Here is a 12311-nt window from a genome sequence, read left to right on the forward strand (position 1 = left end):
CGTCACGGGAGAACCACGCGACCCTTGCCCGATTCTTGGCCGGCGAAAGCCGGGCGCGAGACGGCCCGTGCGGGGCCGTCCCGGCGGGAGGTCACTTGCCGGCGCTCTCCACCGCGTCGCGCAGCGAGTTCGGCACGAAGGCGACGTTGGTGTCGAGGTCCTTGCCGTTGAGCTTGACGGTCGGCGTGCCGGTCAGCTTCTGCGTGCTCATGGTCTTCTCGGAGAACTGCTGGTGAGCGGCGACGTTGCGCTGCTCCCGCACGCAGTTGTCGAAATCGGTCGCGGTGACGCCGGCCTCCTTGCCCCACTTGATCAGCTCGTCGATGGTGAAGCCGGTCACGGTCTCACTCGGCTGGTTCTTGTAGAGCTTGTCGTGGTACGCCAGCCACTGCTGACCGTCGGTCACGCACCGGGCCGCGGAGGCCGCCCGCAGCGAGTTGCCCTTGGTCGGCTCCTGCCCAAAGATCGTGATCGGGTGGTACACGACCTTGGCCTTGCCCTCGGCCGCCAGGTTCTTCAGCGTGGAACCGCTGGTCTCCTCGAACTGCTTGCACGCCGGGCACTGGAAGTCCTCGAACACGTCGACCACGGGCGCGGTCACGCCGGACTTGGCCATCACGACCGTGCCGTCCTCCTGCACGGTGACGGGAGCGAGGCCGCCCGCGACCTTCTCCGAGGCCCCCTGGCGCATCGACCACACCGCGAAGGCGGCCGCGATCACGACGACCACCGCGATGGTCACGATCATCGTGATGCGCTTGCGCTGCTCCTGCTTGCGCAGCGCCTCCCGCTGGGCCGCGATGCGGGCCCTGGCCGCCTCGCTCGTACGCTTGCTCACGAAACTTCCCCCCTGGCTATTTCCACGGCCACGTCCCGCGGTCGTCCGCGGTCACGCGCCGTCGTCCTCACCGTCGTCCGAGCCGTCCTCGTCCGTCGTTTCCCGCTCCCCGGTGAAGCCCAGCGCGGAGTCCAGCGAAAAGCGGCTCGCCGGCCTGACGACGACCCACGCCGCGCAGACGAGCAGTCCGAAGTCGCGCAGCAGCTCCCAGAAGTAGTTGGGGTCCTGTCCCGCGGCCAGCGTTCCGTCGCCGCCGAAGCAGCCGCAGTCGATGCGCAGCCCCCTGGCCCAGGCCGACGCGATGCCGATGACGAAGGCCACCATCAGCACCCCGCCGGCGACCGCCGCCGCGCGCGTGAACAGGCCGACGAGCAGCAGCAGGCCGGTGATGATCTCAAGGACGGGCAGGCCGTACCCGACGACCTGCGCGACGGAGTCGGGCAGGAGCTGGTAGGCCCGCACCGCCTGCACCGACAACGCGGGCGCGCCGATCTTGAGCGCACCGGCGACGATCAGTACACCCGCGAGCACGACCCGTGCGGCGGTCGTGACCCAGGAGAGCGCGGGCTTCGCAGGCTGTAACCGCTCGGACACCGAGGTGCCGGATGCCAACTGAACCATGAGTCTCCTCGCCCGGTAGGCAACACCGACTGAACAGTACCGGGACCCAACCTCACCATGTGCTGGATAAGAGCATGGTAAGCCGCCTTATCTCGGCCGGTCGTGGCGCACCTACGGGAAGGAAACCTCAGGGCGGCTCAGCGCCGGACACCCCGGGCGAGTTCGGACGCGAGCTCGCGTACGGCCGCGAGACCGGACTTCTCGTCCGGGGCGTCGAGCAGGCGCCGGATGAAGGCGGACCCGACGATGACGCCGTCGGCGTACGCCGCCACCTCGGCCGCCTGGGCGCCGTTGCCGACGCCCAGGCCGACGCAGACGGGCAGCCCGGTGTGCGCCCTGGTCCGCTTGACCAGGCCCTCGGCCGCCGAGCTGACGGACTCCCTCGCGCCGGTCACGCCCATCAGCGAGGCCGCGTACACGAAGCCGGTGCAGCAGGCGGCGACCCGCGCGATGCGCTCGTCCGGCGAGCTGGGCGCGACGAGGAAGACCGTGTCGATGCCGGACTCCTTGCTCGCGGCGAGCCAGGGGCCGGACTCCTCGGGCGTCAGGTCCGGCGTGATGGTCCCGACGCCGCCCGCGGAGGCGAGGTCGCGTGCGAAGCGCTCGGCGCCGTAACGGTCGATCGGGTTCCAGTACGTCATGACCAGCGTCGCGGCCCCCGACTTCGCCACGCCCTCGACGGTGCGCAGCACGTCGGCGATGCGGGTGCCGTTGGTCAGCGACCTGTGCACCGCGTCCTGGATGGTCGGGCCGTCCATGAGCGGATCGGAGTACGGCAGGCCGATCTCGATCACGTCGCAGCCGGCCTCGACCATCGCCGTCGCCGCGGCGACCGCGCCGTCCTTGGTCGGGAAGCCGGCCGGCAGGTAGCCGACCAGCGCGGCCCTGTCCTCGGCGCGGGCCTTGTCGAACACCGCTTGGAGTGTCGTCATCGGGATGTCCTGTCGATGCTGATCAGAGGTTGAAGTATTTCATCGCGGTGCCCATGTCCTTGTCGCCGCGGCCCGACAGGTTCACCAGGATGACGGCCTCGGGACCGAGCTCGCGGCCCAGCCGCAGCGCGCCCGCGAGCGCGTGCGAGGACTCGATGGCCGGGATGATGCCCTCGGTGCGGGCGAGCAGGGCGAAGGCCTCCATGGCCTCCTCGTCGGTCACGCCCTCGTAGGTCGCACGTCCGGTGTCCTTGAGCCACGCGTGCTCGGGGCCGACGCCCGGGTAGTCGAGGCCGGCCGAGATCGAGTGCGACTCGATCGTCTGGCCCTCCTCGTCCTGCAGGACGTAGGTGCGGGAGCCGTGCAGCACGCCGACGCTGCCCTGGGTCAGGGTCAGCGCGTGCTCGCCGTTCTCCGCGCCCCGGCCGCCGGCCTCGTAGCCGTACAGCTTGACGTCCTGGTCCTCCATGAAGGCGTGGAAGACGCCGATGGCGTTCGACCCGCCGCCGACGGCGGCGCAGACGGCGTCGGGCAGGCGGCCGGTCAGCTCGAGGACCTGACGGCGCGCCTCGACCCCGATGATCCGGGCGAAGTCCCGGACGATCTCCGGGAACGGGTGCGGCCCGGCGACCGTGCCGAACAGGTAATGGGTGTGGTCGACGTTGGTGACCCAGTCGCGGAACGCCTCGTTGATGGCGTCCTTGAGGGTCTGGCTGCCGTTGGTCACCGGCACGACCGTCGCGCCGAGGAGCTTCATCCTGGCCACGTTGAGCGCCTGGCGCTCGCAGTCGACGGCGCCCATGTAGATGACGCACTCCAGGCCCATCAGCGCCGCGGCGGTGGCGGTGGCGACGCCGTGCTGCCCCGCCCCGGTCTCCGCGATGACACGCCGCTTGCCGAGCCGCTTGGTCAGCAGCGCCTGGCCGAGCACGTTGTTGATCTTGTGTGCGCCCGTGTGGGTCAGGTCCTCGCGCTTGAGCAGGATCCGCGCGCCGCCCGCGTGCTCGGCGAACCGCGGCACCTCGGTCAGCGTCGTCGGACGGCCGGCGTACGTGCGCAGCAGGTGGTCGAACTCGCGGATGAAGCCGAGGTCGGTCTTGGCCTTCTCGTACTCCGCGGCGACCTCGTCGAGGGCCGGGATGAGCGCCTCGGGGACGTACCTGCCGCCGAACCTGCCGAACTTGCCGTGGACGTCCGGGTCGTCGCCGCGGACCCCGCCCCCGGCCAGATCGGCGGGGGTGATCATGGTCGCTTCCGTCGGGGTCACGCGGCCTCCCTCTGCAGCGCTGTCGTTCACGGGTGCCTCTCGGAGCCGGTGTCCTGCCGTGAGGCCGGGTGGGCGCCGGCGGTAACCAGGTCGTTGACCGCGGCCTTGGGGTCTCTGCCGGTGACCAGGCTCTCGCCCACCAGCACCGCGTCCGCCCCCGCCCGCGCGTACGCGAGCAGGTCGTGCGGGCCGCGCACCCCGGACTCGGCGATCTTGATGACGCCGTCCGGCACCTTGGGCGCGAGCTTGGCGAACACCTCGCGGTCCACCTCGAGCGTCTTGAGGTTGCGGGCGTTGACCCCGATGATCTTCGCACCGGCGTCGACCGCCCGGTCCAGCTCCTCCTCGGTGTGCACCTCGACGAGCGGGGCGAGCCCGATCGACTCGGCCCGCTCGATCAGCGAGACGAGCGCCTGCTGGTCGAGGGCCGCCACGATGAGCAGGGCGAGGTCCGCGCCGTGCGCCCTGGCCTCCCACAGCTGGTAGGAGGTGACGATGAAGTCCTTGCGCAGGATGGGGATGTCCACGGCCGCGCGCACGGCGGCGAGGTCGGCGAGGGTGCCGCCGAACCTGCGCCGCTCCGTCAGCACGCTGATGACGTGGGCGCCGCCCTTCTCGTAGTCCGCCGCGAGCGCGGCGGGGTCGGCGATGGCGGCGAGCGCGCCCTTCGAGGGGCTCGACCGCTTCACCTCCGCGATGACCGACACCCGGTCGCCGCCGAGCGCGGCATAGGCGTCACGGGGCTCGGGGGCACGGGCGGCGAGCCGCTTGAGCTCCTCGATCGGCACGTCGCGCTGCCGCTCTTCGAGGTCCTCCCGCACGCCCAGGATGATGTCCTCAAGAACACTCACGCGTCCTCCTCGCTCTCGGCTCGGAGCTCGCGCGATTTGCCTGTCCGCTCGCTCACGCGTAAGGGTCCCTCCGGTCGACTGCTCTGCGTGTCCTGCCCTGCGATGGTATCGGCCCGTCTCGCGTCGATCCGCCACCGGGTCGATTCAGGGTGCGAGGAAATGCCCGAAGGGCGTGTTCCGTATTACCCCAAAAACGATCACGATGGCGAGGAGCCCCCACAGGTACGCGGGGTGCGCGAGGCTCGCGCGCACAGGCCGTCCCTGCCATGATCGTAACGTCCAGCGGGCCCACAGCGTGATTACGACAGGGACGCAGAAGACAAAGAGCAGGTTCATCCGCGCCGCCCCGGCGAGGTCGGCGTGGGCGAGGTCGTGCACGGCGCGCAGCGCGCCGCAGCCCGGGCAGTAGAGGCCGGTCAGCCAGTAGAGCGGGCAGACGGGGTAGTGGCCGGGCTCGTGCGGGTCGACCACCGCCAGGTACGTCACCGCCCCGGCGAGAACGGCCGCGGCGCCGAACGGCGCGCGCAGCGACCGCATCCGGTCCCACGCGCGCCGTCCGGTCACCTGCATGGAGATCAGCCTAACGCGGGGCGCGCACGACCACGGTGCCGACGATCTTGTCGGCGAAGGTCTGCCGCTTGTCGTCCCACAGCGGCCAGAGGAAGCCGATGTAGCAGGGCAGGCCGTCGACGAAGTGGCAGAGGGACCGCACGAAGGCCATGCCGAATCCGATGTACTCGCCCGTCTGCTCCTTGATCGTCTTGATGCCGACGACCTTCTTGCCGACCGTCTGACCGGTGGTGCCCTCCTTGTACTTCAGCCAGAGCCCCAGCCCCAGGCCGAGGACGATGGCGAGAAGGTAGACGATCAGTGCGATCCCGGTCCCGCCGCCCGACATGGTGGCCTGACCCGTCTCCGGGTCCACCTCCATCGAACCGGCGAGCATGCCGCCGGCGATGAACGTGAGAATCCAGACCGGAACGCCGACGATGAGGCCGTCGATCAGGTACGCGCCGACGCGCAGGCCCCAGTGCGCGAGCTCGGGAGCCGGGTAGCCGCCGGGCGCGCCGTACGCGCCGCCGTACTGGCCGCCGGCGGGCGGGGGAGGGTACGAGCCCTGCGGCGGCGGGTAGCCGCCCTGCGGATAACCGCCCTGCGGGCCGGGCTGGTTCTGGGGGTAACCGCCCGGGTTGTAGTTCGGGTCGTCGCCATAGGTCATGTGGTGCTCCCTGCGAAGTGGGGGGGAAGGAAGGAGAGACCCGGACGGGGTTAGTAGCCGCCGTTCGTCGAGGTGCTGACCGCCGCGGCGAAGACGCCGAGCCAGATCACCGCAAAGATGATCCACCCGGCGAGGCCGACGTAGGACAGGACGAGACCGGCGATCGCCATGCCCCGCCCCTCTTCATTCGTGCGCTTTATTTGGCTTAGTGAGACATGTCCGAAGATCACGCCGAGGATTGCCGTGAACCCGCACAGGAGAAGGCCGACGATGCCCATGATGAGCGAAGTGACGGCCATGCCGTTCGTCTTGCGACCCAGCGGGGGCTGGTAGCCGTACGGACCCGACGGCGGCGGCGGGTAGCCGTAGCCGCCGGGGCCCTGCGAGTGATAGCCGCCGGCCGGCGGGTATCCGTAGCCGCCCGTGTCGTCCGGCTGCTGCCCGTAGCTCATCAGGGTCTCCTGTGCGATCGTCTGAGTCGGCGCGAAGCTTATCGACGGCAGGACGCGGACTTTGCGCACGAGGCCACATTGTGGATGATTTGTGATCTGGGAGGCAGGAACGGTCCAACACGGTCGGCTTGCCGGTCGTTGGTGACGCCGGAAACTGCTGTCTGCGCCCCTTCGCCGGCCGCCGGCCCGCTCGCCGGGGCCGCGAATCAGCCGGCCGTCACACGGTGGGGTCGTCGCCCTCGTCGATGGCGTCCCACATCGCCCTGTCGGCGTCCTTCACCCGCGCCGTCCCTCCGGCTCCGGCGCGCCCGGTCCCCCGGTCGTACCTGCCCGACATGCCGGGCCAGCGCGCGCTCAGGACCGCCGCCGCGGCGCCCGCGCCGGCCAGGACGATCCCGCCCGCGGCGGCCAGCACCGGCCAGGCCCAGGCGCGCGACTCCACGGAGATGTGACCGGCGGACGTCACCGCGGTCGTCATGTGCTGGGCGGCCGCGGCGGCGATGGTGCCGCCGCGCGTGCCGTCCCACGCCCCGGCCGCGACCGCCGCGCCGAGAAGGGCCACGACCACGCTCGTCACCCGCCGCGCGACCCTCCGGGTCGCCAGTACGGCCAGCACGGCGGCGAGCGCGGCCAGCGCCGCGGGGGTCAGCCAGGCGACCAGGTCGTTGCCGGTGAGGGAGCCGCCGCTCGCTCCGGCGGGGCCCCCCGCCGTGCCGAGCGTGACCCAGACACGGCCCGCGGCCAGCAGCGCGAGCCCGCCGCCCACGGCGCAGGCGGCCAGCCAGGCGAGCAGCGAGCGCCGAGCCTTGTGCGTCTGGTCGCGGGCGGGCGCCGGGGCGGTCACGGCGCGCCGCTCACGTCGAGGACGTCGGCGTCGAAGCAGGTGCGGTCACCGGTGTGGCAGGCCGCCCCCACCTGGTCGACCTTGAGCAGGATCGTGTCGCCGTCGCAGTCGAGCGCCACGTGCTTGACCCACTGCACGTGGCCGGAGGTGTCGCCCTTCACCCAGTACTCCCCCCGGCTGCGGGACCAGTAGGTCGCCCGGCCGGTGGTGAGCGTGCGGTGCAGCGCCTCGTCGTCCATCCAGGCGAGCATGAGCACCTCGCCGGTGTCGTGCTGCTGGACGATCGCGGGCACCAGGCCGTCCGGCGTGCGCTTGAGCCGGTCGGCGATCTTGGGGTCGAGGGCCATGAGGCCAATTGTGCCGCAGGCTTCGGCCGCCCCCGCTACCCGGCGGCGGTCACCAGCGACAGCGGCAGGTCGCCCACCGGACGTACGGAGAAGGCCGCCGAACCGCCGTCCCGGTAGACCGAGCCCGCCACCCAGCTCGCGGTGTTGGACGCGACGACCCGGCCCTCGGCGTTGACCAGGAACGCGGGGCCCGGGATCTCCCGGAGCGCCGGGAGCACGGCGCCCTCGAACCGCCGGACGAACACGTCGGCCGCGGCCACCCCGGCGAAGCTCCCGCCGGCCACCACCGGCACGGACAGCGTGAGGCTGTACTCGTCGGTGCACAGGTAGTCGACGTACGGGCCGCAGACGGTGCGCTCGGCGCCCGAGGACGGCCCGGCGTACCAGTCCCAGTGGGTGTAGTCGTAGAAGGCGCTGTTGGCCGGGTCCATGTTCCTGAGCAGCCGCACGGGGGCGCCGGACGGGTTCTCCTGCCACCATTCGAGGTACCACGGCGCGTCGGCCAGCAGGCCTGGCGCGGCGATGAAGCCGATCCCCGCGATCAGCGCCGTCACGTGGGCGGGCAGATGGGCGGGCAGCGCGCCGCCGCGCAGCCGCGCCCACAGCAGCGGGCGCAGCGCCGCGAGGTCGGCCGCGACCGGGCGGCGCGCGCCGCCCGCGGGCCTGACGCAGGCGACGGCGGCGTCGCGGACCTCGCGCAGCGCCTCGAATACGCCCTCGGCCGCCTCGCGCACCCGCGCCACCGCCGCGGCGGCGTGGTCGTGCCCGGCCTGCGCAAGGGACACCGGTGTGCTCATGCTTCTACTCCCGCAGCCGCAACCGCAGCTCGATGAGGTGTCGTGTCGCGTCGAGCACGTGCCGCTCGGCGACGGCCCTGGCCTGCTCGCCGTCGCCGCGCCGGACGGCCCCGGCGATGGCGCGATGCTGTGCCGCCGTCTCATCGTGCCCGCTCAGCCCCTCGTGCGGAAGCCAGAGCAACGGTCCGATGTCAGCCTGTAACCGGATCTCCTCCTGAGTGAGGCGGGCCGACTGCGAGGCCGCCGCCACCTCAATGTGGAAGCGGCCGTCGAGCCTGCGCAGCCGGGCGCACGCCTCACCGGGAGACCCGGCCGCCCGCGGCGCGGCGGCGACCTCGTCCATCTCGTCCAGGGTGCGCCACAGGGGCGCGAGGTCCGAGGGCAGCGAGCGCTCGGCGGCCAGCCGGGCCGCCGTCCCGGCGATGGCCGCGTAGTGGTCCCCGAAGTCGCGCAGCTCGTCGGCCGCGAACGTGCGCAGCCGCGCCAGGGGGTCGAGCTCGGCGGGCAGGCGCACGAAGCTGCCGCCGCCCCGGCCGCGCCGCGTCTCGACCATCCCCTGCTGGCGCAGCGCCATGAGCGCCTCCCGCAGGGTCACCGTGGACACGCCGAGCCGGCCCGCGAGCTCGGCCTCACTGGGCAGCTGCTCGCCGTCGGCGAGCAGGCCGACCGCGATGGCGTCGGCGAGCCGCCGCACCACGGCGTCCACCCGGGCGGTGCTGTCCACCGGCGAGAAGACGGCCAGGCGGGCCATGTTCACGGTCGCACTCCTGTTCGCCCACGCCGTCCGCGAGAACCGACATCGCGAAAGTTGACAACAGTGATACCGGATCAGGTCTTTACGCGAAACATTTAACTCCATATGTTTCAGGTCATGCCAGACCAAGCAGTCAGTCTCCGGGGCCTGCGCAAGAGCTTCGGGCCGGTCGAGGCGGTGGCCGGAGTCGACCTCGACGTCGCCGACGGGGAGTTCTTCGCGATGCTCGGGCCGTCCGGCTCGGGGAAGACCACCGTGCTGCGCATGATCGCGGGCTTCGAGTCGCCCACCGCCGGGACCGTCGAGCTGGGCGGGCGCGACGTCACGCGGCTCGCGCCGTTCGAGCGGGACGTGAACACGGTCTTCCAGGACTACGCACTGTTCCCCCACATGAGCGTGCTGGACAACGTCGAGTACGGCCTGCGCGTGAAGAAGGTGCCCAGAGCCGAGCGGCGCGAGCGGGCGCTCGCCGCGCTGCGCTCGGTGCGGCTGGAGGGCTTCGAGAAGCGGCGCCCGGCCCAGCTGTCCGGCGGCCAGCGCCAGCGGGTCGCGCTGGCCCGCGCGCTGGTCAACCGGCCGCGCGTGCTCCTGCTCGACGAGCCGCTCGGCGCCCTCGACCTCAAGCTCCGCGAGGAGATGCAGGTCGAGCTGAAGGCGATCCAGCGCGAGGTCGGCATCACGTTCCTGTTCGTGACCCACGACCAGGAGGAGGCGCTGACGATGAGCGACCGGATCGCGGTCTTCAACCAGGGCAGGATCGAGCAGGTCGGCACCCCCGCCGAGGTGTACGAGCGCCCCGCCACCGCCTTCGTCGCCTCCTTCGTCGGCACCTCCAACCTCATCTCCGGCGAGGCCGCGCGGACCGTGCTGGGCAGGGAGGGCACCTTCAGCGTCCGCCCGGAGAAGCTGCGCGTCGTGCTCGGCCAGGAGGAGACCGGTCCCGACGAGCACGAGGCGGCCGGCACGGTCCGCGAGGTGGTGTACGCCGGCCCGGCGACCCGGTTCGTCGTGGACCTCGACGCGGGCGGGCGCCTGATCGCCCTGCAGCAGAACCTGCAGGCCTCCTCAATGGACGTGACGGGCCTGCGCGGCGCCCGCGTCCGCCTCGTGTGGCACCGCCGGCACGAGTTCCCCATCGACGCCCCCGCCGAGCCGGTCATCGCCGGCTGAGCTTTGCCACCGCGCCCACAGCACCACCTCACAGCAAGGAGAATCACGATGCGGTCCCCCCGTCCGCGTTTCGCCAGGCCTTCCCTCGTCGCGACCGCCGCACTGGCGCTCGCCGCCGTCGCGGGCTGCGGCGGCGGGTCGTCCACCGCCGGCGGCTCGGCCGCGGCCCCCGGCGGCGATGCCTTCACGCCGCCGAAGATCGAGGCGCTGAAGTCCCTCGGCCCCGGCGAGGGTCAGGTCAACCTCGTCGCCTGGGCCGGGTACGCGGAGGACGGCTCCAACGACCCCAAGGTCGACTGGGTCCACCCGTTCGAGAAGGCCACGGGCTGCACGGTCAACACCAAGACGGCCGGCACCTCCGACGAGATGGTCAACCTGATGAAGACCGGCGAGTACGACGCCGTGTCGGCCTCGGGCGACGCCTCGCTGCGCCTGATCGCCTCGGGCACGGTCGCGCCGGTCAACACCGACCTCGTGCCGAACTACAAGGACGTGTTCGAGGGCCTGAAGCTCAAGCCGTGGAACTCGGTCGACGGGGTCGCGTACGGCATCCCCCACGGCCGAGGCGCGAACCTGCTCATGTGGCGCACGGACACGGTGCAGCCCGCCCCCGACTCCTGGGGCGTCGTGTTCGACCCGGCCTCGCCGTACAAGGGCAAGGTGACGGCCTACGACTCGCCCATCTACATCGCCGACGCCGCGCTCTACCTGATGTCGGCCAAGCCGGAGCTCGGCATCAAGGACCCGTACGCGCTGGACGACAAGCAGCTCCAGGCCGCCGTCGACCTGCTCAAGCAGCAGAAGCAGAACATCGGCGAGTACTGGTCCGACTACACCAAGGCGGTGCAGTCGTTCAAGTCCGGCGACACGGCCGTGGGCACGACCTGGCAGGTGATCGCCAACCTGGTGGAGGCCGACAAGGCGCCGGTCGAGACGACGCTGCCGAAGGAGGGCTCCACCGGCTGGTCCGACACGTGGATGGTCGCCGCGAAGGCCAAGCACCCCAACTGCGCCTACAAGTGGCTCGACTGGATCATCTCCCCCACGGCCAACGCCCAGGTGGCCGAGTGGTTCGGCGAGGCGCCGTCCAACGTCAAGGCGTGCGCGGAGACCTCCGACAAGTCGTTCTGCGACACCTACCACGCGACGGACGAGGAGTACTTCTCCAAGGTCCACTACTGGACCACGCCGATCGCGCAGTGCCTCGACGGGCGCACCGACGTCAAGTGCACCGACTACTCCGAGTGGACCCGGGCCTGGACCGAGATCAAGGGCTGAGCGCTCCTCCGGGGGGCGGCCGCCCGGCCGTCCCCCTCGGCAGCACGAACAGCCCCACGGAGAGAGGACGATGACGACGACAACGACGGCCGCCCCCGCCGGGGTGCGGAGGCGAGCCGCATCATTCCTGCACCGGCACTCCGGGGTGCGGCTGTCGCTGCTGCTGTCGGCGCCGCTGGCCTGGCTGGGGCTGGCCTACCTGGGCGCGCTCGCGGCCCTTTTCGTCACCGCGTTCTGGTCGACGGACGTGTTCACCGGCGACGTGGTGAGGGTGTTCACCTGGGCCAACTTCACCGACCTGGTCACCGGCGAGGTCTACCGTACGGTCGCCCTGCGCTCGCTGGGCGTGGCGGCGGCGGTCACGCTGATCGACCTGGTGGTGGCCTTCCCCATGGCCTTCGCGATGGCCAAGCTCGCCTCACCCCGGGCCCAGCGCTGGCTGGTGATCGCCGTGCTGACCCCGCTGTGGGCGTCCTATCTGGTCAAGGCGTACGCCTGGCGGGTGATGCTGTCCTCCGACGGCGTGCTCGGCTGGGGCTACGGCCTGACCGCCACCGTGGTGACGTTGTCGTACCTGTGGCTGCCGTACATGATCCTGCCGATCTACGCGGGTCTCGAACGGCTGCCGAACTCGCTGCTCGACGCGGCCGGCGACCTGGGCGCGCGCGGGTGGCGCACCTTCCGCACCGTGGTCTGGCCGCTGACCCTCCCCGCCGCGGTGGCGGGGTCGATCTTCACGTTCTCGCTCTCACTGGGCGACTACATCACCGTGAAGATCGTCGGCGGTAAGACCCAGCTCATCGGCAACGTGGTCTACGACAACATCGGCGCGGCCAACAACCTGCCGTTCGCCGCCGCCGTCGCCACCGTTCCCGTCGTGATCATGCTGGTCTACCTCGCGGCCGTACGCCGCACCGGCGCGCTGGAGAGCCTGTGAAGGA

The 12311-nt window shown here is 71.5% G+C and carries 15 protein-coding genes; 3 read left to right on the top strand and 12 right to left on the bottom strand.

What is annotated here, in order from left to right; genetic code table 11:
- Window positions 1-91: 91 nt before the first annotated feature.
- The 12 genes from HHX30_RS00845 to HHX30_RS00900 form a co-directional block, all read right to left on the bottom strand.
- Window positions 92-838 carry a thioredoxin domain-containing protein gene (locus HHX30_RS00845; protein WP_311921916.1) on the bottom strand — a complete coding sequence of 249 codons (747 nt, stop codon included), beginning with the start codon at window positions 836-838 and terminating at the stop codon, window positions 92-94.
- A gap of 51 nt (window positions 839-889) precedes the next feature.
- Window positions 890-1459, bottom strand: a complete 570-nt coding sequence (locus HHX30_RS00850) for a DoxX family protein (protein WP_169978355.1) — start codon at window positions 1457-1459, stop codon at window positions 890-892.
- Window positions 1460-1596: 137 nt separating this feature from the next.
- The gene (trpA, locus tag HHX30_RS00855; RefSeq protein ID WP_169978357.1) at window positions 1597-2391 is read right to left on the bottom strand and encodes a tryptophan synthase subunit alpha; all 795 of its coding nucleotides are present in this window, start codon (window positions 2389-2391) and stop codon (window positions 1597-1599) included.
- A gap of 22 nt (window positions 2392-2413) precedes the next feature.
- Window positions 2414-3637: a tryptophan synthase subunit beta gene (trpB, locus tag HHX30_RS00860; RefSeq protein WP_169979688.1), complete on the bottom strand. Its 1224-nt coding sequence runs from the start codon at window positions 3635-3637 to the stop codon at window positions 2414-2416.
- Window positions 3638-3684: 47 nt separating this feature from the next.
- Window positions 3685-4509 carry an indole-3-glycerol phosphate synthase TrpC gene (gene trpC / locus HHX30_RS00865; RefSeq protein WP_169978359.1) on the bottom strand — a complete coding sequence of 275 codons (825 nt, stop codon included), beginning with the start codon at window positions 4507-4509 and terminating at the stop codon, window positions 3685-3687.
- A gap of 144 nt (window positions 4510-4653) precedes the next feature.
- Entirely contained in the window at window positions 4654-5079 is a 426-nt protein-coding gene (locus HHX30_RS00870; RefSeq protein WP_169978361.1) for a DUF2752 domain-containing protein, read from the bottom strand.
- Between the two features lie 10 nt (window positions 5080-5089).
- A complete protein-coding gene (locus tag HHX30_RS00875; RefSeq protein ID WP_169978363.1) occupies window positions 5090-5728 on the bottom strand; it encodes an RDD family protein in 639 nt (212 codons plus the stop codon).
- 50 nt (window positions 5729-5778) lie between these two features.
- Window positions 5779-6249, bottom strand: coding sequence for a DUF4190 domain-containing protein (locus tag HHX30_RS00880; protein ID WP_311921919.1), 471 nt, complete (start codon window positions 6247-6249; stop codon window positions 5779-5781).
- A gap of 148 nt (window positions 6250-6397) precedes the next feature.
- Entirely contained in the window at window positions 6398-7024 is a 627-nt protein-coding gene (locus HHX30_RS00885; protein ID WP_169978365.1) for a Trp biosynthesis-associated membrane protein, read from the bottom strand.
- A complete protein-coding gene (gene hisI / locus HHX30_RS00890; RefSeq protein WP_030509961.1) occupies window positions 7021-7371 on the bottom strand; it encodes a phosphoribosyl-AMP cyclohydrolase in 351 nt (116 codons plus the stop codon). The genes HHX30_RS00885 and hisI overlap by 4 nt, the downstream gene beginning before the upstream one ends.
- 35 nt (window positions 7372-7406) lie before the next feature.
- Entirely contained in the window at window positions 7407-8168 is a 762-nt protein-coding gene (locus HHX30_RS00895; protein ID WP_169978367.1) for a cache domain-containing protein, read from the bottom strand.
- Between the two features lie 4 nt (window positions 8169-8172).
- Window positions 8173-8919: a FadR/GntR family transcriptional regulator gene (locus HHX30_RS00900; protein WP_169979692.1), complete on the bottom strand. Its 747-nt coding sequence runs from the start codon at window positions 8917-8919 to the stop codon at window positions 8173-8175.
- A gap of 120 nt (window positions 8920-9039) precedes the next feature.
- On the opposite strand from HHX30_RS00900, the gene HHX30_RS00905 reads away from it, so the two are divergent.
- The 3 genes from HHX30_RS00905 to HHX30_RS00915 all read left to right on the top strand — a co-directional run bounded on the left by HHX30_RS00905 (window position 9040) and on the right by HHX30_RS00915 (window position 12307).
- Complete coding sequence (locus HHX30_RS00905) at window positions 9040-10092, top strand: ABC transporter ATP-binding protein (protein ID WP_169978369.1); 1053 nt, start codon at window positions 9040-9042, stop codon at window positions 10090-10092.
- 48 nt (window positions 10093-10140) lie between these two features.
- Complete coding sequence (locus HHX30_RS00910) at window positions 10141-11370, top strand: ABC transporter substrate-binding protein (RefSeq protein ID WP_169978371.1); 1230 nt, start codon at window positions 10141-10143, stop codon at window positions 11368-11370.
- A gap of 70 nt (window positions 11371-11440) precedes the next feature.
- Entirely contained in the window at window positions 11441-12307 is an 867-nt protein-coding gene (locus HHX30_RS00915) for an ABC transporter permease (protein WP_169978373.1), read from the top strand.
- Window positions 12308-12311 lie beyond the last annotated feature (4 nt).

The sequence above is a fragment of the Microbispora sp. H10836 genome (genome assembly GCF_012999525.1).
In the GTDB taxonomy this organism is placed as follows: Bacteria; Actinomycetota; Actinomycetes; order Streptosporangiales; family Streptosporangiaceae; genus Microbispora.